This window comes from Streptomyces sp. B21-083, assembly GCF_036898825.1.
Classification (GTDB): domain Bacteria; phylum Actinomycetota; class Actinomycetes; order Streptomycetales; family Streptomycetaceae; genus Streptomyces.
The window spans coordinates 3,336,412-3,361,443 of sequence record NZ_JARUND010000001.1 but is presented as its reverse complement, the minus strand read 5'-3'; the positions used below and the strand labels follow the sequence as shown (position 1 = coordinate 3,361,443).

Here is a 25,032-nt window from a genome sequence, read left to right as displayed (position 1 = left end):
CGGCACTGCCGGGCGGACCTGGCTCGCGGCCACGATGGACCTCATGGAAACCACCACCGTGGTCGAGTTCGACCAGGTCACCAAGAGCTACGGCGAGGTACGGGCCGTCGACGGGCTCGCGCTCACCCTCCGGCCCGGCGAGACCGTGGCCCTCCTGGGCCCCAACGGCGCCGGCAAGTCGACCACCCTCGACCTGCTCCTCGGCCTCAAGCAGCCCGACAGCGGCACGGTCCGCGTCCTCGGCAAGAGCCCCCGCGAGGCCATCGTCGGCGGCCACGTCGGCGCCATGCTCCAGAGCGGCGGCCTGATGGACGAGGTCACCGTCCGCGAACTCGTGTCGCTGGTCTGCGGTCTGCACCCGCGACCCTTCCCGGTCGGCGAGGTCCTCTCCCGGGCCGGGATCACCCAGCTCGCCGACCGCAAGGTCAACAAGCTGTCCGGCGGCCAGGAGCAGCGCGTCCGGTTCGCGCTCGCCACGGCCGGGGACAGCGCCCTGATCGTCCTGGACGAGCCCACGACCGGCATGGACGTCACCGCCCGCCAGGCCTTCTGGGCGACCATGCGCGAGCAGGCGGACCAGGGCCGTACGGTCCTGTTCGCCACCCACTACCTGGAGGAGGCGGACGCGATAGCGGACCGCGTCCTCGTCCTGCACCGGGGCTGCCTGCTGGCCGACGGCACGGCCGCCGAGATCAAGGCGAAGGCGGGCGCGCGCCGGATCTCCTTCGACCTGGAGACCGGGGAGTCTCCGGTGGAGGAGGAGGTCCTGCGGGCCCTGCCCTTCCTCACCGCCCTCGACGTGTCCGGGCAGACCGTCCGCATCCAGTCCTCCGACGCCGACGCGACCGTCCACGCCGTGTACGGGCTCGGCCTCTACCCGCGCAACCTCGAAGTGGCCGGCCTGGGCCTTGAGCAGGCGTTCGTCACCCTCACCGCCGCAGCCGAGGAGGCGCGCACAGCATGAACGACCTCATCCGACTCGAAATCACCCGGGCCCTGCGCAACCGCAAGTTCCTGTTCTTCTCGGTGATCTACCCCTCCGCGCTGTTCCTGCTGATCGCGGGCAGCGCGGACAGCACCACGAAGGTGACGGGCACCCATCTCAACCTCCCGACCTTCTTCATGGTCTCCATGGCCTCCTTCGGCGCCCTGACGGCCGTCCTGATGGGCAACAGCGAGCGCATCGCCAAGGAGCGCGAGAGCGGCTGGGTACGGCAGCTGCGGCTCACCCCGCTGCCGGGCCGGGGCTATGTGCTGGCGAAGACGGCGAGCGCGGCCGTGATCAGCCTCCCGTCGATCGTGATCGTCTTCGCCGTCGCGGCGGCTGTGAAGAACGTCCGCCTGGACGCGTGGCAGTGGCTGGCGCTGACCGGGGCGATCTGGGTCGGCAGCCTGGTCTTCGCCGCGCTCGGGGTGGCCATCGGCTATCTGGCGAGCGGGGACGCGGTCCGCCCGATCACGATGATCGTCTACTTCGGCCTCTCCATGCTCGGTGGCCTGTGGGTGCCGACGACGACCTTCCCCGACTGGCTCCAGAACATCGCGAAGTGGCTGCCCACGCACGCGTACGCTGCGCTGGGGCAATCCATCGAGTTGGGCGACGCCCCGCAGATGAAGGATGTGGCGATCCTGGCCGTCTCGTTCGTCCTCTTCGCGGGCGGCGCGGCCTGGCTGTACCGGAAGGACACGCTGAAGGCGTGAGCGGCATCGGCATCGGGCAGCGCCCGACGAACCGTAAGACGCGGCTGATGAAGTCCCTGTGGATCGGGGTCTGGCTGGTCTACCTGGGCGCACCGGTCAGCGACCTCCTGCACGGCGGCCACAGCAAGGGCGTACAAGTCCTCGGCTGGCTGGGCCTGGTGGCCTTCGTCGCCTATTACGCGTCCCTGGTCTTCCGCACGGGCCGCGGCGAGACGACCCGCCTGGTGGTGGCCTCCCTGGCGCTCCTCGCGGCCCAGTCGACCGTCCTGGCCCTCTCCCTGGGCCGTGAGTGGCTGGTCCTGTTCGTGTACGTGTCCACCTCGTCCGGCGCCGCCCTGCCGCTCCGCATGTCCCGCTGGGCGATCGCCGCCAACGCGGCCCTGATGACGGGCGTCGCGCTGGTGGTCCCCGGCGGCCACTCCTACCTGGCCGGCCTCATCGTCCCGGCCCTGCTCGGCGGTGCCGCCATGGCGGGCGTACGGCAACTCGTGCGCACGACGATCGAGTTGAGGGAGGCCCGGGCCACGGTCGCCCAACTCGCGGCGAACGAGGAACGGCTGCGGCTGGCGCGGGACCTGCACGACCTGCTGGGTCACTCCCTCTCCCTGATCACCCTGAAGAGCGAGCTGGCGGGCCGGATGCTCCCCGCCCACCCCGAGAAGGCGGCCCAGCAGGTGGCCGACATCGAGCAGGTGAGCCGCCAGGCCCTGGTCGACGTACGCGAGGCGGTCAGCGGCTACCGTCGCCCCCGGCTGGCCGGTGAACTGGCGGGCGCGCAGGTCGCGTTGACGGCGGCGGGCATCACGGCCGGCCTTCCGGAGGACCCGGTCACGGCCGACGTCGACGAGGACGCGGAGGCGACCCTCGCCTGGGCGCTGCGCGAGGCGGTGACGAACGTCGTACGGCACAGCGGGGCCCGGCGCTGCACGGTGGAGGTGCTGAGCCGGCAGACCCTGGACGGCCCGGTGCTCGAACTGTCCGTCGCGGACGACGGCCCGGGCGCCGGTTCGGTCGGCACTCCCGGCAACGGTCTCACCGGCCTGGCGGAACGCCTGGAGAAGGCGGGCGGCTCCCTGGAGACGTCCCGCACGAAACGCGGCTTCCGCCTGGTGGCCAGGGTGCCGACGGGCACCGCGTCGGCTGCGGCGGACGTAGGATCCGCTTCATGACCCGCATGATCAAGGTCCTGTTGGCGGAGGACCAGTCGATGGTCCGTGAGGCGCTGGCCGCGCTGCTCGGCCTGGAGCCCGACATCGAGGTCGTGACCCAAGTGGCGCGCGGCGACGAGGTGTTGCAGGCCGCCCGTGCCCACGCCGACCTGGACGTGGCCCTCCTGGACATCGAGATGCCGGGTGCGACCGGCATCGAGGCGGCGGCCCAGCTCCACCGGGAGTTCCCGTCTCTGAAGCTGGTCATCCTCACGACCTTCGGCCGCCCCGGCTACCTCCGCGCCGCCATGGAGTCCGGGGCGGACGCCTTCCTCGTCAAGGACGCCCCCGCCGCCCAACTCGCGGCAGCGGTACGCAAGGTGCTGGCCGGAGAGCGCGTCATCGACCCGACCCTGGCGGCAGCCGCACTGGCGGACGGCGCCAACCCGCTGACGGACCGCGAACGCGAGGTGCTGCGCGCGGCGGCGGACGGCGCGACGAACGCGGAGCTGGCGAAGACCCTGCACCTCTCCCAGGGAACGGTCCGCAACTACCTCTCCACAGCCATCCAGAAACTGACGGCACGGAACAGAACAGAAGCGGTACGGATAGCGAGAGAGAAGGGCTGGTTGTAAGAGGCCTCGCGGTAGCGGACCTAGGGGCGCGGGGAACTGCGCGACCAGCCACGACGCACCCGCACCCGCACCCGCACCCGCACCCGCACCCGAAACACCCACCTCAGTTCAACCTGGCCCGAGCCGCTCGGGCCTGCCCCCGCATCCGATCCGCCGCCGGCGGATCGAACGTGGACACGATCTCCGCGTACCCCTCGAGCTCCGCCGCCCCCGCCACGAACTCCCCCCGCCGCACCAGCAACTGAGCCCGCTCGTACCGCAGCCGAGCCGGATGCGACGGCAGCAGCAACGCCAACTCCACCGCCCACAGGGACACTTCCGACCGCTCCGGCCGAGCCGCTCCCCACGCCCGTACGTTGTTCAGCACCCGCAGCATCACATCCAGCGGATCCGCCGGCATCAGCATCGATGGTTCCAACGCCTCGCCCGTGGCCCCCGCCACCAGCAACTCCGCGTCGCTCCCGCTCAGCACCCGCCCTCCGTCGAAGGGATCGGCGAGCACCTGCTCGTCGACCGGCCCGAACCCCACGACGAAGTGCCCGGGCAGCGCCACCCCGTGCACCGGAGCCCCTGCCCGCCGGGCGACCTCCATCCACAGCACGGACAGCAGAATCGGCAACCCCCGCCGCCGTACCAGCACTTCGTGCAGCAGCGAGGACTCCAGTCGCTGGTAGTCGGCGGGGCCGCCCCGGAACCCGTGGCGCTCGCCCAGGAGTTCGCGCAGGGCTGTCGCCCAGGCGCGTGGGCCGCCCGGCCGGAACGGCAACTGCCCGGCCAGCCGGTCGAGTTCCATGTGCACGGCGTCGACGCCGGCCTCGTCGAGCGCCCGGTCCGCGACCGAGCCCATCAGCAGACACAGCGTCGTCAGATCGGGCCGCCCGGACCTGGCCTCGTCGGCGAACAGCTGCCGCAGCTCGGCGGACCGTCCGGGCTCCGGAGGATATGGCGGGGGATGAGGGAAACGCATGACAGGCCCTGCCCTCTCACGCCGATCGATAGTGGTGGTAGGAGTGATGCGCCGCGAACCCCATCCCGGCGTAGAGGGCCCGTGCCCCCGCATTGTCGGCCTCCACCTGGAGCCAGGCAGCCGAGGCCCCCTCCTCCAGCGCCCGCTCGGCCAGCGCGGCCATGACAGCCGAGGCCAGCCCCTGCCGCCGCCTGCCGGGATCCACCTCGACGGCGGCGAACCCGGCCCAGCGCCCGTCCACGACACACCGCCCGATGGCAGCCGGAGCCGCGCCCTCACCTCCCGGCACGGTCGCGAACCACACCGACGGCCCGCTCCCGAGCACCGCCAGCGCCACGTCACTCACGCCCTTGCGCTGGTACCGCGCGAGCCACGCCTCGTCGGCCTCCCGGGACAGTACGACGTCCGCCGCGCCGGTGCCGAGATCGGCGACGGGCGCCAGTCCCCCGACCCACAGCTCGGCCGTCACCTCACGCGTCCACCCGCGCTCCTCCAGCTGGGCGCACAGCAGCTCCTGCGTGCCCTCGGCGCCGGTGGCGGTCTGGACGTAGGCGGGCAGGCCGCGCTCGCCGTACCAGCGCCGTACGACGGTCAGCGCCTCGTCGAGCGGCAGGCCGGGGTCGCCGACCGGCAGCACCGAGTTGGCCCGCCGGGTGAACCCGGAAGCGGCCCGCAGCTCCCACTCACCCAGCCGCTCGCTCTCCACCGGCTGCCAGGCACGCGCGGAGACCCGCGCCAGCTCCTCGTACGCGGCGGCGGGACCGCGGCGACGGGCGGGGGCCGCCGGCACGACCTTGCCCGCCACCAGGGACGTTTCCGCGACCTGAACACGCTCCCCGTTCCGGCGTGTGATCAGAAGCACACCGGCGTCTTCGTCCCATGATGTGAGAACACCGACCGTGTCGGTGAATTTCTCATTACCGGGAGCTTCTTCGTTCAGCCGTCGAACAGAGACACGTTTGCCCACGTCAGCAGTGGTAATACGGACCTCAAGACGGCCTGCCGCGGAGATTTCCACAGGTCAGTTCACCCCTCCTGTATGGATCATGCCCGGGAACGGAGATACTAGGTGCGGGCATCGACGACGCCGCGCTCCCGCGCGCCAGGTGGCGGAGCCTGAAGACGGCTCGCCAGCGCCCTATCGAGGAGGAACGACAGCGTGACCTACGTCATCGCGCAGCCTTGTGTCGACGTCAAGGACAAGGCGTGCATCGAAGAGTGCCCGGTCGACTGCATCTACGAGGGCTCCCGGTCCTTGTACATCCACCCGGACGAATGTGTCGACTGTGGCGCCTGTGAGCCGGTCTGCCCGGTCGAGGCGATCTTCTACGAGGACGACACTCCGGAGGAGTGGAAGGACTACTACAAGGCGAACGTCGAGTACTTCGACGAGCTCGGCTCGCCCGGTGGCGCCAGCAAGCTGGGACTGATCGAGCGCGATCACCCCTTCATCGCCGCGCTGCCGCCGCAGAACCAGACCGGCTGAGAGCGGCCCGCAGAACCCGCGCCGCCTCGGTCCCGTACGGCCTGATCACTCCCGTCATGTGATCGCCGTACGGGACCGAGGCGTTTGCCGTACGCAGGTACGTACCCGAAAGTGAGCGAGATCCCGTGTCCGCAGTCTCCGACCGCCTCCCCACCTTCCCCTGGGACAAGCTGGAGCCGTACAAGAAGACGGCCGCCGCGCACCCGGACGGCATCGTCGACCTGTCGGTCGGCACGCCGGTGGACCCGGTCCCCGAGCTGATCCAGAAGGCGCTGGTCGCGGCCGCCGACTCGCCGGGCTACCCGACCGTCTGGGGCACGCCCGAGCTGCGTGACGCGCTCACCGCCTGGGTCGAACGGCGAGTGGGCGCCCGGGGCATCACCCACCACCACGTCCTGCCGATCGTCGGCTCCAAGGAACTGGTCGCCTGGCTCCCGACGCAGCTGGGCCTGGGCCCCGGCGACAAGGTCGCCTACCCGCGCCTCGCCTACCCGACCTACGAGGTGGGCGCCCGGCTGGCCCGCGCCGAGTACGAGGTCTACGACGACCCGACCGAGCTGGACCCGACGAACCTGAAGCTGCTCTGGCTCAACTCGCCCTCGAACCCCACGGGCCGGGTGCTGAGCAAGGAGGAGCTGACCAGGACGGTCGCCTGGGCCCGCGAGCACGGCGTGCTGATCTTCTCCGACGAGTGCTACTTCGAGCTGGGCTGGGAGGCCGACCCGGTCTCCGTACTGCACCCGGACGTGTGCGGCGGCTCCTACGAGGGGATCGTGTCCGTCCACTCCCTCTCCAAGCGCTCCAACCTGGCCGGCTACCGCGCCGCCTTCCTCGCGGGTGACCCGGCGGTCCTCGGCCCGCTCCTGCAGATCCGCAAGCACGGCGGCATGATGACCTCGGCGCCCACCCAGGCGGCGGTCGTGGCCGCGCTCGGCGACGACACGCATGTGCGCGAGCAGCGCGAACGGTACGTGGCCCGTCGTACGGCCCTGCGTGAGGCCCTGGTGCGGCACGGCTTCCGTATCGAACACAGCGAGGCCAGCCTCTACCTGTGGGCGACCCGGGGCGAGTCCTGCTGGGACACCGTCGCCCACCTCGCCGACCTGGGCATCCTGGTGGCCCCGGGCGACTTCTACGGCACGGCGGGCGACACGTTCGTGCGCGTGGCCCTGACGGCGACGGACGAGCGGGTGGCGGCGGCCGTCGCCCGCCTGTAGGCGGTAGGACGGTCCGTACGACAGACAGCGCGACGGAGGGGCCCGGGGAAGATCCCCGGGCCCCTCCGCCATCACCTGGTCACCGCTGCTCGGGTCAGCCCAGCGGCAGGCCCTGGAGGGGCAGCTGGCCGGCGCCGGGCAGGCCCTTCGTGGGGAGCGCGTCCGTGGGCAGGCCGCCCTTCGTGGCCGTCTCCGCGGTGTCGCCGAGGAGGCCACCGGCGTCGCCCGCCGCTCCACCGGCCGTCTTCTGCGCGGCGGGCGTGGCCTTCTTGGCCACCTGGCCGCCGGTCGCGGCCGCCGCCGGCACGGACTTCTTGACCGCGTCGCCACCGGCTTGGCCCGCGAGCCCGGAGACGTTCTGAGCCGCGCCGTCGACGGTGTTGCCGACGTTCGCCCCGTCCAGGGCGGTCAGGCCGCTCAGGTTCGGAGTGGCGGGCAGCCCGGCGGGCGCCGCGCTGGCGGCGCCGGCCGCACCGACCCCGGCTGCCGCTCCCGCCGCGACGAGCAGCGCTGCACGGGCGATCCGGCGGGTCAGGGGGAGGGTCATGTTGCTCCTGAGTTTCGGTTGACTGTTGATCGTCCGGACTCGGACGCAGTGACTACCGCTCGAAGGCCCCTGAAGGTTGCGGCGCCCCAACGTAAAGAGTTGGCAATGCGTCGCATTATCGGCTGCGGATAAAAACGGGCAAAGGCCACCCGGTCCGAAAGTCGGGTGAATCCTTGTGGCGCGTTGCAGCCCTTTGTTCGCAAGGGTTCTGACGGACAGTGCACGGATGGAGGAGCGACTCGCTGAAAACCCGCGCAGACTTCCACCGCGATCCGACAGGAGTAACCCTCGCGGGTGACACCCCGCACCCCTGTCCGTACTACTGGGTGGTGACGATACGGACCGCGTCCGTGCCCCCGCCCGAGCCCTTCTCCGTCCCGACCGGACGCCACTCGCTGTCGGTGTTGCCGGCCGTCCAGCGGCGGCCCGCGTACGAGACGTTCTCGATGTGCAGCGCGGAGGAGTTGGCCACCGCCCAGTGCGCCAGTTGCCAGCCGCGCTCGCGGACCGTCAGCCCGGCGGCCCTTCCGGTGTCCGAGGACACCGGAAGGGTCACGGTCCGCCGGTCGGCGGCCGTCGTCGCGGTGGGGGCGGGCGTGGGCTTGGCGGCGGTCTTCCGGCCCACCTCGGCCACGGCCACCGCGAGCACGTCGCGGCCGAAGTCCCGTACGAGCGCCGCCCGTACGGCGTCCGTGCCGCCGGCCGGGGTGGTCTCCGGGCGGCCCTCGCAGGTCAGGGTGGCCGCCGCACGGCCGGTCAGGGCCGCCGCCAGCAGTGTCGCGTCCTGCTCGTGCTTCGCGTACGCCTCCGGATAGCCGCTGCGCTGCACGCGCTGCGCCGCCTCGGTGAGAGGGAGTCGCGCATAGCCGGAGACCTTGACGAGATGGTCGTAGAACTCGCCTGCCGAGTAGGTCGGGTCCTGGATCTGCTTCGCCGTACCCCAGCCCTGCGAGGGCCGTTGCTGGAACAGGCCGAGCGAGTCCCGGTCACCATGGGTGATGTTGCGCAGCCCCGACTCCTGGAGGGAGGTCGCCAGCGCGATGGCGACGGCCCGTTCGGGCAGCCCGCGCGCGGTGCCGACCGCGGTGATCGTCGCCGCGTTGACCGCCTGCTCCGGCGTGAACTCGTACGCGGCTCCGTCGCCGCCCGCCGAGACGACCTCGCAGGCCGGATCCCCGGTGCCGCCGGTGACGTACTGCACCGCGAGATAGCCCGCGACGGCGAGCAGGACCACGAAGGACGCCCCACGACGGAGAAGGCGGCCACGACGTGTGCGAGTGGGGGACGGCTCCGGCATCCGTACAAGGTACTGGAGAGTAGGGAGTGCGGCTCGCGTGTCGGGTGAGGACGGGGTTCGGAAGAGGGTGAGGAGACGGTGTGGGGTGGCACGGTAAGGCGGAGGGGCGGTGCGCGGCGGCCCGGCGGGACGGCGAGTTAGGGTCGTCGGCATGGCCGATACCCCGCTTGACCTCACGTTGGACGCCGCCCTCCTGACCGCGTGGCTCGTCGACTTCCCGTCGGAGAGCGGCAGCGAGAAGCCACTCGCGGACGCGATCGAGAGCGCCCTGCGTGCCCTCCCGCACCTCACGGTCGAGCGGTACGGCAACAACGTCGTCGCCCGGACGCACCTGGGCCGCGCGCAGCGCGTGATCCTGGCCGGCCACATCGACACGGTCCCGATCGCCGACAACGTGCCGTCGAGGCTGGACGACGACGGGGTCCTGTGGGGCTGCGGCACCTGCGACATGAAGTCAGGGGTCGCGGTCCAACTCCGGATCGCGGCCACGGTGCCGGAACCGAACCGGGACCTGACGTTCGTCTTCTACGACCAGGAAGAGGTCGCCGCCGAGCTGAACGGCCTCAAGCACATGGCCGAGGCCCACCCGGACTGGCTGGAGGGCGACTTCGCGGTACTGCTGGAGCCGTCCGACGGCCAGGTGGAGGGCGGCTGCCAGGGCACGCTGAGGGTGCTGCTGAAGACGTCGGGGGAGCGGGCCCACTCCGCGCGCAGCTGGATGGGCTCCAACGCGATCCACGCGGCGGCCCCGATCCTGGCCAAGCTGGCCTCCTACCAGCCGCGTTACCCGGTGATCGACGGCCTGGAGTACCGGGAGGGGTTGAACGCCGTCCGGATCGGGGGCGGGGTGGCGGGCAACGTCATCCCCGACGAGTGCGTGGTGACGGTCAACTTCCGCTACGCGCCCGACCGTTCGGAGGCCGAGGCCCTCGCGCACGTACGGGAGGTGTTCGCGGACTGCGGGGTCACGGAGTTCGTCGTCGACGACCACAGCGGCGCGGCCCTCCCGGGTCTCTCCCACCCCGCGGCGGCGGCCTTCATCGAGGCGGTGGGCGGCACCCCGCAGCCCAAGTACGGCTGGACGGACGTGTCGCGTTTCAGCGCGCTCGGTATCCCCGCGGTCAACTACGGCCCGGGAAACCCGCACTTGGCGCACAAGCGGGACGAACGGGTGGAAACCGGAAAGATCCTGGCGGGTGAGGAACGGCTGCGGGCCTGGCTGACGTCATGACCCGGCAAGGGTTCCGGCGTCGCCGGGAAGCGGCGCTTCACGGCGGACATCCTCACGTCCCCCGCCCGTAACCGGCGGAGATCTACGCTGAGGTGGAACGACAGTAGGTGGAGGAAGGGAGCGGCCATGGCTACCGGCAACCCCGAGGGCAAGAAGCAACCCCCGGAGGAGCAGCGGCTCGGACCGGTGCTGCGCAGACGCGAGCAGGTCCAGGCGAGCACGACCGACCAGCGTCTCCTCGACGCGGGCGGCCCCTCCGACTGGGTCCACACGGACCCCTGGCGGGTGCTGCGCATCCAGTCGGAGTTCATCGAGGGCTTCGGCACCCTGGCCGAACTCCCGCCCGCGATCAGTGTGTTCGGCTCGGCGCGGACGAAGACGGACTCCCCGGAGTACGAGGCGGGCGTCCGGCTCGGACGGGGCCTGGTGGAGGCCGGGTTCGCGGTGATCACGGGCGGTGGCCCGGGCGCGATGGAGGCGGCCAACAAGGGCGCGTGCGAGGCGAAGGGCGTCTCGGTGGGGCTGGGCATCGAGCTGCCCTTCGAACAGGGGCTCAACCCCTACGTCGACATCGGCCTGAACTTCCGCTACTTCTTCGTCCGCAAGATGATGTTCGTGAAGTACGCGCAGGGCTTCGTGGTCCTGCCCGGGGGCCTGGGCACCCTGGACGAACTCTTCGAGGCGCTCACCCTCGTCCAGACGCAGAAGGTAACGCGCTTCCCGATCGTCCTGTTCGGAAGCGAGTACTGGGGCGGTCTGGTCGACTGGCTGACCAACACGCTGATCGCCCAGGGCAAGGCGTCGGAGAAGGACCTGATGCTGTTCCACGTCACGGACGACGTGGACGAGGCGGTGGCCTTGGTGTCCAAGGAGGCGGGACGCTGAGCGCTGGGCTCGGACGGGCGGATCTTCGCCCCCGCCGCCCAGAGGGGGACCCCCACTGGGGGCTGCGCCCCCAGACCCCCCTACGGCCCTGAACGGGCCTCGTCCTCAAACGCCGGACGGGCTGAATCCAGCCCGTCCGGCGTCACGCCAGCCCCCGCCGCGCCACCGCCGGAGGGCGATGTCCCGCGATCGACATCACCATGTCCAGGACCTGCCGGGTCTCCGCGACCTCGTGGACGCGGTACACCCGCGCCCCCAGCCACATCGACACCGCCGTCGTCGCCAGCGTCCCCACCAGCCGTTCCTTCAGCGGCCTGTCCAGCGTCTCGCCCACGAAGTCCTTGTTGGACAGGGACACCAGCACCGGCCACCCCGTCTCCACCATCTCCCCGAGCCGCCGCGTCGCCTCCAGGCTGTGCCGCGTGTTCTTCCCGAAGTCGTGCCCGGGATCGATTATCACCGACTCCCGCGGCACCCCCAGCGACACCGCCCGCTCGGCCAGCCCGACGGTCACCCGCAGGATGTCGGCCATGACGTCCTCGTACGCCACCCGGTGCGGCCGTGTCCGAGGCTCCGCACCGCCCGCGTGCGTGCACACCAGCCCCACCCCGAACCGTCCCGCGACTTCCGCGAGACCCGGGTCCACGCCGCCCCACGCGTCGTTCAGCAGATCCGCGCCGGCCTCGCACACGGCCTCGCCCACCTCGGCCCGCCAGGTGTCCACGCTGATGATCACCTCGGGGAAGCGGCGCCGTACCTCCGCCACGAAGCCGACCGTCCGCCGCGCCTCCTCCGCCGCCGTCACCTCTTCGCCGGGCCCCGCCTTCACGCCGCCGATGTCGATGATGGCGGCACCCTCGGACACCGCCTGCTCCACGCGTGCGAGCGCCGGCTCGTCGCGGAAGGTGGCTCCCTGGTCGTAGAACGAGTCCGGGGTCCGGTTCACGATCGCCATGATCACAGGCTCGTGCGCGCCGAACTCACGCCCTCCCAGTCTGAGCATCGCCTGTGACCTCTCCTTGTGCGTTTCCCGGAACGGTTCCTGTGCCCGGCCAGGCAATCAGCCCTGTATTCGGCCGCCTGCGACCCTAACTGCCAGACTCGCATGGCACGATCGGAGCCTGCCGCAACAGGCACCGCAGTTCCGATCAACCCGATCCAGCCGAATCCCGTGGGGACCCAGCGATGTTGATGTTCTTGTTCCTGGTCGTCGCGCTCGCCGTCGTGGTCACCGCGGTGACGCTGGCCGTGGTGGGCGGCGGTGACAGCGCCGTCCTGCCGGAGGCCGCTCCCGAGCGACTCCAGGACCTCCTGCCGCTCGACCGCCCGGTCGGCCGCGACGACGTCGAGTCCCTCAGGTTCCCGCTCGCGGCCCGCGGCTACCGCATGTCGGACGTCGACGACGCCCTCACCCGCCTCGGCGCCGAACTCGCCGAACGGGACGCCCGTATCACCGACCTGGAGTCCGCGCTGGCCGGCGCCCAGGCCGCGCCCCGGATCACCATGGACAAGCCGGTCGAGGGGAACGAGCAGTGAGCGACCCCGGCGTGGCCCTGGCAGGCCCGGACGGGGCGCTGCGCTGCCCCTGGGCGCTGTCCACGGCGGACTACGTGATCTACCACGACGAGGAGTGGGGCCGCCCGGTCCACGGCGACGACGCCCTCTTCGAGAGGCTCTCCCTGGAGGCCTTCCAGTCCGGCCTCTCCTGGATCACCATCCTGCGCCGCCGGGCGGGCTTCCGTACCGCCTTCGCCGACTTCAAGATCTCGTCCGTCGCGGTCTTCACGGACGCCGACCGTGAACGGCTCCTCGCCGACGCCGGCATCATCCGCAACCGCGCCAAGGTCGACGCGACGATCGCCAACGCGCGCGTGCTGGCCGACTGGGCGCCGGGGGACCTGGACGAGCTGATCTGGTCCCACGCCCCGGACCCGGCCTCCCGGCCCGCTCCCCGGACCCTTGCCGACGTACCGGCGGTCACCGACGCGTCGACCGCCCTGTCCAAGGCCCTGAAGAAGCGCGGCCTGCGCTTCGTCGGCCCCACGACCGCGTACGCGCTGATGCAGGCGTGCGGCCTGGTGGACGACCACCTGGAGACGTGCGTGGCGAGGAGCGCCCCATAGGGGACGCGTCGGACGCGTGGAAGGCGCTCCCCGGCAGTGCTCCCGCCCCGGCCTAACGCCCCAGGAACTTCGGCTTCTCCTTGTTGACGAACGCCCGCACCGCGATCGCGTGGTCCTCCGACTCGCCCGCGCGGGCCTGCAGTTCGTCCTCCTTCTCCAGGGTTTCGGTGAGGGAGTGGGTGAAGCCGTACGCCATGGCCTCCTTGAGGGCCGCGTACGCCACCGTCGGGCCGTTCGCCAGCGCCCGTGCCGTCTTCTCGGCCTCGGCCCGCAGCTCCGCCGCCGGGACGACCCGGTTCGCGATGCCCAGTTCGTACGCCTCCTGCGCCTTGACGCTGCGCGGGAACAGCAGCAGGTCGGCGGCCCGGCCGGGGCCGACCACGCGCGGGAGTGTCCAGGAGACGCCCGAGTCGGCGGTCAGGGCCACGCCCGCGAACGACGTGTTGAAGGCCGCGGTGTCCGCGACGACCCGGTAGTCGGCGGCGAGCGCGAAGCCGAAGCCCGCCCCGGCCGCGACGCCGTTCACGCCCGCCACCACCGGCTTGGGCATGCCCGTCAGAGCCCGCACGATGGGGTTGTAGTGCTCGCGGACCGTCGTCATGGTCTCGCCCGTGCCGGCCTCCTGGTCGGCGGCCAGCAGCCCGATGTGCTCCTTCAGGTCCTGGCCCACGCAGAACGCCCGGTCACCGGCGGCCGTCAGCAGCACCGCCCTTACGGCGTCGTCCGTGGCCGCCGCCTGGACCGCCTCCCGGAGCGCGACCTTGGTCGCGATGCTCAACGCGTTCATCGCCTCGGGGCGGTTCAGCGTGATCGTCGCCAGCCCGTCGTGCACCTCGTAGAGCACGGTGTCGGCCATGGGGGTCCCCTCCGGTGTCGCGGCTGCGTCGTCCTGCGTACTGGTCAGTACGTACTCGTCCCATGACAGCATGGCGGAGATCACGCGCCGAGGAGGGGGCCGGTCATGTGACCTGCGTCAAAGATTTCCGGCTCGGCGGCGGTGGGCCGAGAGTCCGCGCGGCGGCGAAGTATCGCAGTCACATCGCCGAATTGAGTGGTTTTGATCGCGCGCGTTGCCCAAGCGATGCCGACTGATGTTGGTCATAGGGTCCTGAGATGCGGGATAATGGCTGGGAAGCAATGTGTTCGATGCCGGTGACGTGCGTCCCATGAGGGGATACGCGTGCCCTCCTAAGGGGCCGTCGGCGACGATGAGCTGGTTTCAGGAAGGGGAACGAGCATGGCGGCCATGAAGCCGCGGACGGGCGATGGCCCGCTCGAGGTGACAAAGGAGGGGCGGGGCATCGTCATGCGCGTTCCGCTCGAAGGCGGCGGTCGACTCGTCGTCGAGCTGACCCCTGACGAGGCCGACGCTCTGGGCGATGCCCTCAAGAAGGTCGTCGGCTGACGCGCGGACGCGTCCAAACCCTTTCAGTCGCCCCGGCACCGTGAACGTACGGTGCCGGGGCGCTGTTTTGCCCTCGACCTGGGCTCAGCGCTTGACCGCGCACAGCAGGCCGTCGCCCACCGGCAGCAGGGACGGCACCAGTTCCTGGCTCTCGCGCACCGCGCGCAGCAGCTCCCGAAGCCGTATGACCTCGGTGGGCTGCGGCCCCGAATCGACCGTCCTGCCATTGGCGAAGACGCCCTCGAAAACCACCAGACCACCCGTACGGAGCAGACGCAACGATTCAGCTAGGTAGTCCAGGCTCTCCAGCCGGTCACCGTCGCAGAAGACGAGGTCGTAGCCGGCGTCCGCGAGCCGGGGCAGCACGTCCAGGGCGCGGCCCGGGATGAAACGGGCGCGGTTGCTGGCGAAGCCGCACGCGCGGAAGGCCTGGCGGGCGAACTGCTGGTGGTCCGGCTCGGGGTCGACCGTCGTCAGGACTCCGTCCGGGCGCATGCCGTGCAGGAGATACATGCCCGAGACGCCCGTCCCGGTCCCGATCTCCGCCACCGCCTTCGCGTCCACGGAGGCGGCCAGCAGCCGTAGCGCGGCGCCCGTGCTGGGCGCCACCGAGCGCAGCCCTGCCTCGCGGGCCCGGTCCCTGGCCCAGCGCAGTGCCTCGTCCTCGGCGACAAAGGCGTCGGCGAACGCCCAGCTCGTCTGCCGGTTGCCGGTAATGACCCTCTCCTGTCCCCGCAGTTGCCTGGGCGTGACTGTATCCGTTGAGCTCGGGAACCCGCAGATGGGACCAGTCGTTTAGAGGGGTGCGGGACGAGGTGGGGCAGACACGGTGAGACATGGGGGACCAGCGGATGGACCAGAACACCGGGAACACCGAGAACAGCGGCAACGCCGTGCAGGTGCTGACGCGGCCGTGGGACCCGGATCGGCGCACATCAATTCCTCGTAAAACCGCTTATCCGGAGCTAACGGGCGGGGTGGCTAGGGTAGGGGCTCCGCTGGACACCACCAGAGCCGACAGGGGAGGTGCGGCTGCGCCTGTGGATCGGGGAGGAGCGCTGAGGCGCCTTCTCGGATCAGGGGGTAGGCCGAAATCCGTGAACAACACTGCTGCTGACCCGAGCCACGCCGCTGACCGAGCCCAGACCGCGACCTTCTCCACCGACGCGGACGGGCAGGCGTGGACTCCGCCCTCGTGGGAGGAGATCGTCAGCACGCACAGCGGCCGCGTCTACCGCCTGGCATACCGCCTGACCGGCAACCAGCACGACGCCGAGGACCTCACACAGGAAGTCTTCGTCCGCGTCTTCCGCTCGCTGTCGACATACACGCCCGGCACCTTCGAGGGCTGGCTGCACCGCATCACCACCAATCTCTTCCTGGACATGGTCCGGCGCAAGCAGCGCATCCGTTTCGACGCCCTCGGCGACGACGCGGCCGAGCGACTGCCCAGCCGTGAGCCGTCCCCGCAGCAGGTCTTCAACGACGCGCACTTCGACGCGGACGTCCAGCAGGCGCTGGACACCCTCGCGCCCGAGTTCCGCGCCGCCGTCGTCCTCTGTGACATCGAGGGACTGTCGTACGAGGAGATCGCCGCGACTCTCGGCGTGAAGCTCGGCACCGTCCGCTCCCGTATCCACCGAGGCCGATCCCAGCTCCGCAAGGCCCTCGCGCACCGCTCTCCGGAGGCCCGTGCCGAGCGTCGTTTCGCGGTGCCACGGGTGGCCGCGCTGGGAGGGAGGGGCGCGTCCGCGTGAGTGGATCACGGCCGTACTCGGCCGAGCGTCGTCTCGCCGAGCAGCATCTGGGAGACCGGCTCTCCGCCCTTGTGGACGGAGAACTCGGTCATGAGACGCGTGAGCGCGTCCTGGCGCACCTGGCCACCTGTCCGAAGTGCAAGGCGGAGGCCGACGCACAGCGCCGTCTGAAGAACGTGTTCGCGGAGATGGCCCCGCCGCCGCCCTCCGAGAGTTTCCTGGCCCGCCTTCAGGGCCTTCCCGGAGGAGGTGATTCCGACTCCGGCGGCTCACCGCTGGGCGGGGGAGGATTCACCGACGGCCTCTCCGGGTTCCCCGGGGGCCCAGGAGTCGGCTCAGGAGTCTTCGGGGTGAAAGGGGAGGGCTTCGGGTACGTTCCGACCCGCCCGCACACCTCCGTGCTCCCGCCCGCGCCTGGCCGGGGTTTCCGTATCCATGACGTCGGCCGTCATGACACCGACCGGTCGTCCTCGCGCGGACTGCGGTTCGCGTTCGCCGCCGCCGGCGCGGTGTCGCTGGCGGCGATCGCGCTGGGCGGGGTGTCGACGGGCGTTCCCGCCGACACGACGGACGCCCGGGGCACCTCCGGTGGCAGCAATGTGACGCCGATGCGGCCACAGGGCGGTGGGACCTCGACGGCGCCCGACAGTCAGCGGCGCCGCTCCGTCGGTCCGCTGTTCTCACCGGGAACGGGTCAGGGGACGTTCGGCCGGACGCCGGTGGCGTCGACGGAGGCCTCGGCGCCGCTGCTGCCGGGCATCCCGGCACCGCCCCCCGGGGGCCGGGAGCGCGCGGCCGTGCATCCGCTGACCGCGCCGGTGGTGGCCGCCGCCGCGGTGCTGTCCCCGCTCATACGCCCGCTGGAGGCCCCGCAGGTCGCCCTGACCTCCTGGTCGACGGCGCCCGAGGTGGTGCTCCAGGGCCTGCTCATGGCGCCGACGACCGACTCGTCCTACCCGCCGTCCCCGTCCACGCCGGACACGGTCCGCTGACCCCACGAACCTGGTTGAATCCGAGGTGCGGGCCGCGTATCGGCGGTCCGCGCAACAGCGGTCGGTGGAGCGGTGGTTCACCGCGTCAGTGACCCCGCGGACACCGCCGACGAGCTGTCGGGCGGGCCAGGTGTGGGGAGAGCATGAACGAGGGGAAGCCCGCGAAGGCCAACTGGTGGAGCCGGTCCAGCGGGGAATCGGCGCCCGGTCAGGAGGCGTCGGACTCGACCGGAGCCGGCGCCGACGCCGGCACTGACGTCCGCGCTGACACCGCAGGCGACTTCGAGTTGGAGCGGCCTCGGGCGATACCCGGCCCGGCCGAGGGAGACACAGGCGACGACGGGGACGGAAACGACGGGGACTTCGAGCTTCCGCTGCCCGTCGGCGTGCCCGAACCCGTGGCTGCCGTCGCGGCGGACTCCCCGCCCGTCCCCGATGCCGACCCCTCCGATCCCTACAGCACGCCTCCGTACGGTCATCCCGGCCCCTGGGCGCCCGCTCCGCCCGTCCAGCACCCGGCGCCGACCCAGGTGACCCCGGCGGACGGTACGGCCGTAGCGGAGCCCCTGACGCCCGCCGAAGACCCCTGGCGGCGCTACGACCCATGGGCGGCTCGCACCGCCTCCCCTCCCCAGCAGACCGGGGCCGTCCCTGTCGGCGGCCGGCCGGGGGCGCGGAAGCGGGGGCTCGTCACCGGGGCCCTGGTGCTCGCGCTGCTCTCCGGGGGCGTCGGTGGGATCGTCGGGTCGTATCTGGAGCGCCATGGCGCGGACGGCGACCGGGTGCGGCTGTCGCAGGCCGCGAAGGACGAGTCCCTCGGGCGGGCTCCGGGCAGTGTGGCCGGGATCGCCGCGCGTGCCCTGCCCAGCGTGGTGACACTGCATGTACGCGGCGCCGGGGCGGAGGGCACCGGAACCGGGTTCGTACTCGACGGCCGGGGACACATCCTGACCAACAACCACGTCGTCGAGGCCGCCGGCGCGGACGGCAGGGTGACGGTGACGTTCAGCGGCGGCGAGACCGCCGAGGCCGAGATCGTCGGACGGGACAGCGGATACGATCTCGCCGTCGTCAGGGTGAGCGGAGTCGACGGACTGCGGCCCGTGGTCCTCGGGAACTCCGACAACGTGGCGGTCGGTGATCCCGTCGTCGCCATCGGAGCGCCCTTCGACCTCCCCAACACCGTCACGTCCGGCATCGTCAGCGCCAAGGAACGGCCCATCACCGCCGGGGGCGGGGACGGGGACGGGGGCGACGTGTCGTACGTCGACGCGCTCCAGACCGACGCGTCCATCAACCCGGGCAACTCCGGCGGGCCGCTGCTCGACGCCGAGGCCAGGGTCATCGGGATCAACTCCGCGATCCGCTCCGCCGACGGCGCCTCGGGCCTGGAGGGAACCCAGTCCGGGTCGATCGGGCTCGGGTTCGCCATCCCCATCAACCAAGGCAGGCGCGTCGCCGAGGAACTGATCAACACCGGTCGGGCGACCCACCCCGTCATCGGCGCCAGCCTCGACATGGACTACAGCGGCGACGGTGCCCGCGTGGGCACCAAGGGCAACGACGGCGGGCCCGCGGTCACCACCGGCGGCCCCGGCGACCGGGCGGGCCTGGCGGCGGGCGACGTCATCACCGGGGTCGACGGCCGGCGCGTGCACTCCGGCGAGGAACTGATCGTCAGGATCCGCGCCCACCGCCCCGGCGACCGGCTGAAGCTGTCCCTGGTGCGCGGCGGCAGCGAGCGGACGATCTCCCTCGTTCTGGGCTCCGCCGGCGGCAACTGACAGAAACCTCACAGGTGGCGGGCCCCGACCGGGCCCCGTTAGGCAAACATCCCGGAAAACCGGTGGCGTACACCCACTCTTGGCCCCCCGGACGGTACCGGTGGGACAGGATGGCCGGGTACCGTGGAACCGGCCCGGACCACGGAAGACCGCGAAGACCGCACGGACCACCGAGGGCCGAGGACCGAGGACATCGCAAGGAGCTTCAGGTGTTCAATGACATAGGACCGCTCGAGCTGGTGACGCTCGTGCTCCTCGCCGTGCTCGTCTTCGGTCCGGAGAAGCTTCCGAAGATGATCCAGGACGTCACGCGCACCATCCGCAAGATCCGGGAGTTCTCGGACAGCGCGAAGGAAGACATCCGCACGGAGCTGGGCCCCGAGTTCAAGGACTTCGAGTTCGAGGACCTGAACCCCAAGACGTTCATCCGCAAGCACCTGGACAACGACGAGCTGGGGCTCAAGGAGATCCGCAACGGCTTCGACCTGAAGAAGGAGATGGCCGACGTCACGGACGCGGTTCAGGGCCGCGAGTCGGACTCGTCCACCTCGTCTTCGTCCTCGGGTTCCTCCGGTGGCACCGTCGACATGACGAAGAAGCCCGAGCCGGACGAGCGCCCGCCGTTCGACGCGGACGCCACCTGAGCGTCGTAGGTCCGCGCGTGACGTGATTCATACTCCGACCGGGCCCCGGACGGCCCGATAAGGACGTCTGCGCGGCCCACGCGCCGGGCGCTTTCCCTGCTGCCCCGATCGGTGTGGATATGCTGCCGAGTTGTTGTGGGGCCGTACATGGGCGAACAACGCCGCCCGAAGGGGGGCGGGCCGCTCCGGTCCGACGAGAACGAGGAGGCGTCCGGGTACATGGAGACGACAAGTCGGGTGGGCGCGCAGGCGCCGGCCGCGGAGGGCGGACAACAGGTCCCCTTCGCCCGGCGCACGGTCGACGGCTATCTGCTGGCGCCCTTCCCTTGGTACGGCCTCGACGAGGCCTTCACGGGACCGCGCTGGCTGATGCAGGTGGGTACGGCGGCCGACGGCGCCGTCGAGCACGGTTCGATCGGGCACGGCGACGAACCCTCCGTGCGGCACGAGGCGATGGGGGAGGACAAGGAGCGGTTCGCGGTGGTGGTCACCGTGGCCGCCAACCCCGTACGGCGCAGTGCGGACGGCACGGGGCTGCTGGAGGCCACCTCGGTCTCGTCGGCGGCCTGGCTGGCGGGGGTGGGGCTGCTGTCGTTCACCTGGCCCGGTCAGATGGACCACACTCTCCGCGACGACTGGCTGGACCAGCAGACCGAGACGGCGTGGGTCCTCGCGGACGATCTCGCCGGTGGCGACTGGTCCACGTTGTCGCTGCCGGTCGACGGGGTGCCTACGCCGTTCCACTACCGGGAGTCGGAGTTCGGGTGGGTTCTCGCCGGGTCGACCCAGGCGGGTGTGCACGTGGGGGCGTACGGGCGGGGGATGAGCGCGTATGGGCTCGGCTTCGCCGTGATCAAGGACATCGGCGTGTACGCGTGAGGTTCGGGGCGCCGTTTGTTCGCGGCGCCCCATCGCCGTAGGGGGATGCGTTGCGTGGCGGGTGCCGCGCCGTCGTGGCTTGTCGCGCCCCGCGGCGGAGCCGCAATCAGATACAGCCCCGCGCCCCTAAAAGCAAAGACCCGGCTGTCCCCCCGTCAGAATTTGTTCCGTGGGGTGATGCCCAGCGACAGTCCCGAAAGGCCCCGCTGCCTGCCGCCCAGTTTGCCCGCGATCGCTCGCAGGGCCGAGCCCGCCGGGGAGTCGGGGTCTGTCAGGACGACCGGCCTGCCGTCGTCGCCGCCCTCGCGCAGGCGGACGTCGATCGGGATGGAGCCGAGGACCGACACCGTCGCTCCCGTCGTCCTGGTGAGGCCGTCCGCGACGCTCTGGCCGCCGCCCGTGCCGAAGACGTCGACCATCTCGCCGCAGTGCGGGCAGGGCAGGCCTGCCATGTTCTCGACCACGCCGACGATCTTCTGGTGGGTCTGTACGGCGATGGCGCCCGCGCGCTCGGCCACCTCGGCCGCCGCCTGCTGAGGCGTCGTCACGACCAGGATCTCGGCGTTCGGGACCAGCTGGGCCACCGAGATCGCGATGTCGCCCGTGCCCGGCGGGAGGTCCAGCAGAAGCACGTCCAGGTCACCCCAGAACACGTCCGCCAGGAACTGCTGGAGGGCCCTGTGGAGCATCGGGCCGCGCCAGACGACCGGGGCGTTGCCCGGGGTGAACATGCCGATGGAGATGACCTTCACGCCGTTCGACGACGGCGGCATGATCATGTTCTCGACCTGGGTCGGACGGCCCTCGACGCCGAGCATGCGCGGCACGCTGTGGCCGTAGATGTCGGCGTCGACCACGCCCACCTTGAGGCCGTCGGCCGCCATCGCCGCCGCCAGGTTGACGGTGACCGACGACTTGCCGACGCCGCCCTTGCCGGACGCGACCGCGTACACGCGCGTGAGGGAGCCCGGTTTCGCGAAGGGGACCTCGCGATCGGCCTGGCCGCCGCGCAGGGCGGACGCCAGTTCCTTGCGCTGGGTGTCGCTCATGACGTCCAGCTCGACGTCGACGCGCGTGACACCCTCGACCCGCGAGACCGCCTCCGTCACGTTCTTCGTGATCGTGTCGCGCATCGGGCAGCCGGAGACCGTGAGATACACGGCCACCGCGACCGCTCCGTCCGCGCCGATCTCCACCGACTTCACCATCCCGAGTTCGGTGATGGGTCGCTGGATCTCGGGGTCGTTCACCGTCGCCAGTGCTTCACGCACCGCGTCTTCCGTAGCCATGACCCCGATGGTACGGGGCCGAACACCGCCTCCGGAAAGCCCGTCACCGGTCTTCTGCGTCACGCCCCCGAGGCCGTTCTGCCGGGAATGCGTCGGGTTTGTCGGAGTGGTGCCCGTCCTGGTGCCGTTCCGCGTACCGGTCCTCCAGCTCCTTGACGAGGTCCTGGAGCTCGGAACGGATCCAGTCCCGCGTCGCGACCTCGCCGAGCCCGGCGCGCAGCGAGGCGATCTCGCGGGTCAGGTACTCCGTGTCGGCGATCGACCGCTCGTTCTGCTTGCGGTCCTGTTCGAGGTTGACCCGGTCGCGGTCGTCCTGCCGGTTCTGTGCGAGCAGGATCAGCGGGGCCGCGTAGGACGCCTGGAGCGACAGCATCAGCGTCAGGAAGATGAACGGGTAGTGGTCGAAGCGCAGGTCGGCCGGCGCGCTCACGTTCCACACCACCCACAGGATGATGACGACCGTCATCCAGACGATGAACCGTCCGGTGCCGAGGAAACGCGCGATGCGTTCGGACATGCGTCCGAAGGCCTCCGGGTCGTACTCGGGCAGCAGCCGCCGCCGGGGCGCACGCGGCTGGTCGAGTCGCACCCGGGGGCGGGAGGCCGCCGTGGCGCCGGTGGCCGCGCGCTCGCGGGCGCCCGCCTCGCGCTCAGGAGTCATGGTCACCCGCTTCCCAGGCCTCGGCGTCGATCTCCCTCTCGGCGTCGACCTCGTTCTCGCCTTCGCCCTCACGCTCGCTGTCGTTCCCGGTCCCGGTCCCGGTCCCGGTCTCGTCGAGGTGGAACTCCGTCTCCCGCCAGTCCTCGGGCAGCATGTGGTCGAGGACGTCGTCCACGGTCACCGCGCCCAGCAGCGACCCGCTCTCGTCGACCACCGGCGCCGCCACCATGTCGTACGTCGCGAAGAAACCGGCGACGACCGGCAGTTCGGCGTCCGGGGAGAGCGGTTGCAGGTCGTCGTCGACGAGGGAGCCGACCAGCGTGTACGGCGGGTCACGCAGCAGCCGCTGGAAGTGGACGGCGCCCAGGTACTTGCCCGTCGGCGTCTCGTCCGGCGGACGGCACACGTACACCTGGGCGGCGAGCGCGGGGGAGAGGTCGGGCTCGCGGATCCGGGCCAGCGCGTCCGCGACGGTCGCGTCGGGGCGCAGCACGATCGGCTCGGTCGTCATCAGACCGCCCGCCGTGTCCTCCCGGTAGGCCATCAGCCGGCGCATGTCGGCGGCGTCGGCGGGCTGCATCAGGCTCAGCAGCCGCTCCTTGTCCTCCTCGGGCAGTTCGCCGAGCAGGTCGGCGGCGTCGTCCGGGTCCATCGCCTCCAGGACGTCGGCGGCGCGCTCCTCCTTGAGCTTGCCGAGGATCTCGATCTGGTCGTCCTCGGGCAGCTCTTCGAGTACGTCGGCCAGCCGGTCGTCGTCGAGGGCGGCGGCCACCTCCGCGCGCCGCTTGGGCGAGAGGTGGTGCAGGACGTTCGCGAGGTCGGCGGGGCGCAGCTGCTCGAAGGTGGCGAGGAGGCTCTCGGCGCCCTGTCCGTCCTCCTCCAGGGAGAAGCCGGTGACGGCGGACCAGTCGACGGTCAGCGTCTCGCCGTTGCTGCGCCGGAAGGCACCGCCGCGGCCCTTCTTCCGTACGAACACCCGCTCGATCTCCCAGTCGCGCCGGGCCGGCAGCTGTCGTACCGCCACATCCAGGACCGTGACCTCCTCGCCGGTCTCGCCGAGGATGACGCGCCGGTCGAGGAGTTCACCGAGGACGAGGCGCTCGGTGGGGCGCTGTTCGAAGCGCCGGACGTTCAGCACGCCCGTCGTGATGACCTGGCCGGACTCGATGCCGGTGACGCGGGTCATGGGGATGAAGACACGGCGCCGGGTGGTGAGTTCGACGACGAGGCCGAGGAGCCGGGGCGGACGGCGGCCCACGCGCAGCATCGCGACGAGGTCGCGCACCCGGCCCACCTGGTCGCCGTTCGGGTCGAAGACGGCCATACCGGCGAGGTGCGAGACGAAGACACGGGGCGAGCCTGCAGCCATGCCACGCCTCCTGCCTCGGGGTGCGCTGCGGGGAGCGCGTCGGATTGCGTCCAGGGGTACCGAATTGCCTGCTCGGGTGCGCTTCAGGCTAGCCCGTCCCGTTCCGCCGCGCCCTGGTGGGGGGTCCGGACGGACTGGCTCCGCAGGGGGCCGACGGCACCGGTACGCTGCCGTCCACACCCCTCAGGACACCCGTACGAGAGGCAGCCCCACCTGTGTCTGCGATTCCCCGTGGCCGTACCCGCAGCGCCGGACTGGTGAGCGCGATGTGCGCCCTGCTCGTGACGGGGACAGGGCTGACGGGATGCGGCGCCGACCCTGACGAGGGCACCAACGGGGTCGGCAAACTCGCGGCCGGCACCATCCAGACCAAGACGCGTACGGCGGCCGCTTCCTCCGACGCCGTACGGCTCTCCGGGACCGTGGTGACCAGCGGGACCACCTACACCCTCGACATGCGCCTCAAGGGCGACGGCGGCACCGGCTCGGTCACCGCGAAGGGGGCGACGTTCCGGCTGCTGCGGGTCGGGGAGCACCTGTTCCTGAAGGCCGACGCCGCGTTCTGGAGCCATGAGAGCACCGGCAAGGCCGAGGACAGCGAGTCGGACGCGGCAGCCGCCCAGAAGCTTGGCGGCCTGTTCGTGAAGGTGCCGACGGGCGACCCCTCGTACAAGAAGTTCAGCGGGTTCACCGACAAGGACGTGCTCCTGGACGGCCTGCTCACCCTGCACGGCAGCCTCGCCACGGACGGCCACCACAAGCAGTCGGGCGTCCGCACGATCCGCATCACCGGCGACGACGGCTCAGGCGGCACCCTGGACGTCTCCCTGGAGGGATCCCCCTACCCGCTGCGCCTCGTCCGCGCGGGCGGCGCGGGCACCCTGCTGCTGAGCGACTGGGGCAAGGACTTCCCCCTGGAGGAACCGTCGAAGGACGAGACGGTCGACTACGGTCAACAACTACCGACGTCCTGAGAGGGAGGGCGGCCAAGAGGGGCCCGTTGAACTCCGGCGCG

27 protein-coding genes are annotated in these 25,032 nt (G+C 71.3%); 17 read left to right on the top strand and 10 right to left on the bottom strand.

Going from position 1 to position 25,032, the window contains the following annotated elements; genetic code table 11:
* Positions 1-34 precede the first annotated feature (34 nt).
* Genes QA861_RS14985 through QA861_RS14970 form a run of 4 tightly spaced genes read left to right on the top strand, consistent with a single transcriptional unit; the run spans position 35 to position 3,484 of the window.
* Positions 35-964, top strand: coding sequence for an ABC transporter ATP-binding protein (locus QA861_RS14985; RefSeq protein ID WP_334588818.1), 930 nt, complete (start codon positions 35-37; stop codon positions 962-964).
* Entirely contained in the window at positions 961-1,701 is a 741-nt protein-coding gene (locus QA861_RS14980) for an ABC transporter permease (RefSeq protein ID WP_334588817.1), read from the top strand. Before QA861_RS14985 ends, QA861_RS14980 begins: the two co-directional genes overlap by 4 nt.
* Entirely contained in the window at positions 1,698-2,870 is a 1,173-nt protein-coding gene (locus QA861_RS14975) for a sensor histidine kinase (protein WP_334588816.1), read from the top strand. The genes QA861_RS14980 and QA861_RS14975 overlap by 4 nt, the downstream gene beginning before the upstream one ends.
* A complete protein-coding gene (locus tag QA861_RS14970) occupies positions 2,867-3,484 on the top strand; it encodes a response regulator transcription factor (protein ID WP_334588815.1) in 618 nt (205 codons plus the stop codon). The genes QA861_RS14975 and QA861_RS14970 overlap by 4 nt, the downstream gene beginning before the upstream one ends.
* Before the next feature lie 103 nt (positions 3,485-3,587).
* Here QA861_RS14970 and QA861_RS14965 read toward each other — a convergent pair whose 3' ends face one another.
* Both QA861_RS14965 and QA861_RS14960 read right to left on the bottom strand, forming a co-directional pair.
* Positions 3,588-4,451 carry a transglutaminase family protein gene (locus QA861_RS14965; RefSeq protein WP_334588814.1) on the bottom strand — a complete coding sequence of 288 codons (864 nt, stop codon included), beginning with the start codon at positions 4,449-4,451 and terminating at the stop codon, positions 3,588-3,590.
* 16 nt (positions 4,452-4,467) lie between these two features.
* Positions 4,468-5,469, bottom strand: a complete 1,002-nt coding sequence (locus QA861_RS14960) for a GNAT family N-acetyltransferase (protein WP_334588813.1) — start codon at positions 5,467-5,469, stop codon at positions 4,468-4,470.
* Positions 5,470-5,610: 141 nt separating this feature from the next.
* Here QA861_RS14960 and fdxA point away from each other — a divergent pair, with 141 nt between their 5' ends.
* Together fdxA and QA861_RS14950 are read left to right on the top strand one after the other, a co-directional pair.
* A complete protein-coding gene (gene fdxA, locus QA861_RS14955; RefSeq protein ID WP_006375731.1) occupies positions 5,611-5,937 on the top strand; it encodes a ferredoxin in 327 nt (108 codons plus the stop codon).
* Between the two features lie 125 nt (positions 5,938-6,062).
* Positions 6,063-7,154, top strand: coding sequence for a bifunctional succinyldiaminopimelate transaminase/glutamate-prephenate aminotransferase (locus tag QA861_RS14950; protein ID WP_334588812.1), 1,092 nt, complete (start codon positions 6,063-6,065; stop codon positions 7,152-7,154).
* 94 nt (positions 7,155-7,248) lie between these two features.
* Here QA861_RS14950 and QA861_RS14945 read toward each other — a convergent pair whose 3' ends face one another.
* Both QA861_RS14945 and QA861_RS14940 read right to left on the bottom strand, forming a co-directional pair.
* Complete coding sequence (locus tag QA861_RS14945; RefSeq protein ID WP_334588811.1) at positions 7,249-7,701, bottom strand: ATP-binding protein; 453 nt, start codon at positions 7,699-7,701, stop codon at positions 7,249-7,251.
* A 319-nt stretch (positions 7,702-8,020) separates the two neighbouring features.
* Entirely contained in the window at positions 8,021-8,998 is a 978-nt protein-coding gene (locus tag QA861_RS14940; RefSeq protein ID WP_334588810.1) for a VldE C-terminal domain-containing protein, read from the bottom strand.
* Positions 8,999-9,149: 151 nt separating this feature from the next.
* Between QA861_RS14940 and dapE the strand changes: the two genes are divergently transcribed.
* Positions 9,150-10,229, top strand: coding sequence for a succinyl-diaminopimelate desuccinylase (gene dapE, locus QA861_RS14935; RefSeq protein WP_334588809.1), 1,080 nt, complete (start codon positions 9,150-9,152; stop codon positions 10,227-10,229).
* A 126-nt stretch (positions 10,230-10,355) separates the two neighbouring features.
* A complete protein-coding gene (locus QA861_RS14930; protein ID WP_334588808.1) occupies positions 10,356-11,114 on the top strand; it encodes an LOG family protein in 759 nt (252 codons plus the stop codon).
* A 142-nt stretch (positions 11,115-11,256) separates the two neighbouring features.
* On the opposite strand, the gene folP is transcribed toward QA861_RS14930, so the two are convergent.
* Positions 11,257-12,117 carry a dihydropteroate synthase gene (gene folP, locus QA861_RS14925; protein ID WP_334588807.1) on the bottom strand — a complete coding sequence of 287 codons (861 nt, stop codon included), beginning with the start codon at positions 12,115-12,117 and terminating at the stop codon, positions 11,257-11,259.
* A 182-nt stretch (positions 12,118-12,299) separates the two neighbouring features.
* Between folP and QA861_RS14920 the strand changes: the two genes are divergently transcribed.
* Together QA861_RS14920 and QA861_RS14915 are read left to right on the top strand one after the other, a co-directional pair.
* Positions 12,300-12,650, top strand: a complete 351-nt coding sequence (locus tag QA861_RS14920) for a DivIVA domain-containing protein (protein ID WP_334588806.1) — start codon at positions 12,300-12,302, stop codon at positions 12,648-12,650.
* On the top strand, positions 12,647-13,237 hold the full coding sequence (locus QA861_RS14915; protein WP_334588805.1) for a DNA-3-methyladenine glycosylase I: 591 nt from the start codon (positions 12,647-12,649) through the stop codon (positions 13,235-13,237). The genes QA861_RS14920 and QA861_RS14915 overlap by 4 nt, the downstream gene beginning before the upstream one ends.
* A 52-nt stretch (positions 13,238-13,289) precedes the next feature.
* Here the strand turns inward: QA861_RS14915 and chcB are convergent, their stop codons facing one another.
* A complete protein-coding gene (gene chcB, locus QA861_RS14910) occupies positions 13,290-14,093 on the bottom strand; it encodes a 2-cyclohexenylcarbonyl CoA isomerase (protein ID WP_334590558.1) in 804 nt (267 codons plus the stop codon).
* A gap of 381 nt (positions 14,094-14,474) precedes the next feature.
* On the opposite strand from chcB, the gene QA861_RS14905 reads away from it, so the two are divergent.
* Positions 14,475-14,642, top strand: coding sequence for a DUF3117 domain-containing protein (locus QA861_RS14905; protein ID WP_003966491.1), 168 nt, complete (start codon positions 14,475-14,477; stop codon positions 14,640-14,642).
* Positions 14,643-14,726: 84 nt separating this feature from the next.
* On the opposite strand, the gene QA861_RS14900 is transcribed toward QA861_RS14905, so the two are convergent.
* A complete protein-coding gene (locus QA861_RS14900; protein ID WP_078507217.1) occupies positions 14,727-15,425 on the bottom strand; it encodes an O-methyltransferase in 699 nt (232 codons plus the stop codon).
* A 257-nt stretch (positions 15,426-15,682) separates the two neighbouring features.
* Here QA861_RS14900 and sigE point away from each other — a divergent pair, with 257 nt between their 5' ends.
* From sigE to QA861_RS14875, 5 genes are all read left to right on the top strand, one after another.
* Positions 15,683-16,399, top strand: coding sequence for an RNA polymerase sigma factor SigE (gene sigE / locus QA861_RS14895; RefSeq protein ID WP_334588804.1), 717 nt, complete (start codon positions 15,683-15,685; stop codon positions 16,397-16,399).
* Positions 16,396-17,391, top strand: a complete 996-nt coding sequence (locus tag QA861_RS14890; RefSeq protein WP_334588803.1) for an anti-sigma factor family protein — start codon at positions 16,396-16,398, stop codon at positions 17,389-17,391. Before sigE ends, QA861_RS14890 begins: the two co-directional genes overlap by 4 nt.
* A 143-nt stretch (positions 17,392-17,534) precedes the next feature.
* Positions 17,535-19,175 (top strand): S1C family serine protease, encoded by a 1,641-nt coding sequence (locus QA861_RS14885; protein WP_334588802.1) that lies wholly within the window; start codon positions 17,535-17,537, stop codon positions 19,173-19,175.
* Between the two features lie 209 nt (positions 19,176-19,384).
* Positions 19,385-19,819, top strand: a complete 435-nt coding sequence (locus QA861_RS14880) for a sec-independent translocase (RefSeq protein ID WP_334588801.1) — start codon at positions 19,385-19,387, stop codon at positions 19,817-19,819.
* 219 nt (positions 19,820-20,038) lie between these two features.
* Positions 20,039-20,698, top strand: a complete 660-nt coding sequence (locus QA861_RS14875; protein WP_443041482.1) for a hypothetical protein — start codon at positions 20,039-20,041, stop codon at positions 20,696-20,698.
* A 155-nt stretch (positions 20,699-20,853) separates the two neighbouring features.
* On the opposite strand, the gene QA861_RS14870 is transcribed toward QA861_RS14875, so the two are convergent.
* From QA861_RS14870 to QA861_RS14860, 3 genes are read right to left on the bottom strand one after another with little or no spacing between them, the layout of a single operon-like run.
* Complete coding sequence (locus tag QA861_RS14870; RefSeq protein ID WP_334588799.1) at positions 20,854-21,987, bottom strand: Mrp/NBP35 family ATP-binding protein; 1,134 nt, start codon at positions 21,985-21,987, stop codon at positions 20,854-20,856.
* A 43-nt stretch (positions 21,988-22,030) separates the two neighbouring features.
* Positions 22,031-22,648 (bottom strand): DUF1003 domain-containing protein, encoded by a 618-nt coding sequence (locus QA861_RS14865; RefSeq protein ID WP_334588798.1) that lies wholly within the window; start codon positions 22,646-22,648, stop codon positions 22,031-22,033.
* On the bottom strand, positions 22,638-24,017 hold the full coding sequence (locus QA861_RS14860; protein ID WP_334588797.1) for a magnesium transporter MgtE N-terminal domain-containing protein: 1,380 nt from the start codon (positions 24,015-24,017) through the stop codon (positions 22,638-22,640). The genes QA861_RS14865 and QA861_RS14860 overlap by 11 nt, the downstream gene beginning before the upstream one ends.
* Before the next feature lie 266 nt (positions 24,018-24,283).
* On the opposite strand from QA861_RS14860, the gene QA861_RS14855 reads away from it, so the two are divergent.
* Positions 24,284-24,991, top strand: coding sequence for a hypothetical protein (locus QA861_RS14855; protein WP_443041556.1), 708 nt, complete (start codon positions 24,284-24,286; stop codon positions 24,989-24,991).
* Positions 24,992-25,032: the final 41 nt, after the last annotated feature.

Bases quoted from the DNA above. Each gene is read 5' to 3' on its own strand.
- QA861_RS14970 (WP_334588815.1), top strand. From the start codon at position 2,867: ATGACCCGCATGATCAAGGTCCTGTTGGCGGAGGACCAGTCGATGGTC.
- folP (WP_334588807.1), bottom strand. From the start codon at position 12,117: ATGCTCAGACTGGGAGGGCGTGAGTTCGGCGCGCACGAGCCTGTGATC.
- QA861_RS14930 (WP_334588808.1), top strand. From the start codon at position 10,356: ATGGCTACCGGCAACCCCGAGGGCAAGAAGCAACCCCCGGAGGAGCAG.
- QA861_RS14855 (WP_443041556.1), top strand. From the start codon at position 24,284: ATGTGCGCCCTGCTCGTGACGGGGACAGGGCTGACGGGATGCGGCGCC.
- chcB (WP_334590558.1), bottom strand. From the start codon at position 14,093: ATGGCCGACACCGTGCTCTACGAGGTGCACGACGGGCTGGCGACGATC.
- QA861_RS14870 (WP_334588799.1), bottom strand. From the start codon at position 21,987: ATGGCTACGGAAGACGCGGTGCGTGAAGCACTGGCGACGGTGAACGAC.
- QA861_RS14920 (WP_334588806.1), top strand. From the start codon at position 12,300: ATGTTGATGTTCTTGTTCCTGGTCGTCGCGCTCGCCGTCGTGGTCACC.
- QA861_RS14945 (WP_334588811.1), bottom strand. From the start codon at position 7,701: ATGACCCTCCCCCTGACCCGCCGGATCGCCCGTGCAGCGCTGCTCGTC.
- QA861_RS14885 (WP_334588802.1), top strand. From the start codon at position 17,535: ATGAACGAGGGGAAGCCCGCGAAGGCCAACTGGTGGAGCCGGTCCAGC.
- dapE (WP_334588809.1), top strand. From the start codon at position 9,150: ATGGCCGATACCCCGCTTGACCTCACGTTGGACGCCGCCCTCCTGACC.
- QA861_RS14965 (WP_334588814.1), bottom strand. From the start codon at position 4,451: ATGCGTTTCCCTCATCCCCCGCCATATCCTCCGGAGCCCGGACGGTCC.
- QA861_RS14985 (WP_334588818.1), top strand. From the start codon at position 35: ATGGACCTCATGGAAACCACCACCGTGGTCGAGTTCGACCAGGTCACC.
- QA861_RS14905 (WP_003966491.1), top strand. From the start codon at position 14,475: ATGGCGGCCATGAAGCCGCGGACGGGCGATGGCCCGCTCGAGGTGACA.
- QA861_RS14875 (WP_443041482.1), top strand. From the start codon at position 20,039: ATGGAGACGACAAGTCGGGTGGGCGCGCAGGCGCCGGCCGCGGAGGGC.
- QA861_RS14865 (WP_334588798.1), bottom strand. From the start codon at position 22,648: ATGACTCCTGAGCGCGAGGCGGGCGCCCGCGAGCGCGCGGCCACCGGC.
- QA861_RS14860 (WP_334588797.1), bottom strand. From the start codon at position 24,017: ATGGCTGCAGGCTCGCCCCGTGTCTTCGTCTCGCACCTCGCCGGTATG.
- QA861_RS14980 (WP_334588817.1), top strand. From the start codon at position 961: ATGAACGACCTCATCCGACTCGAAATCACCCGGGCCCTGCGCAACCGC.
- QA861_RS14940 (WP_334588810.1), bottom strand. From the start codon at position 8,998: ATGCCGGAGCCGTCCCCCACTCGCACACGTCGTGGCCGCCTTCTCCGT.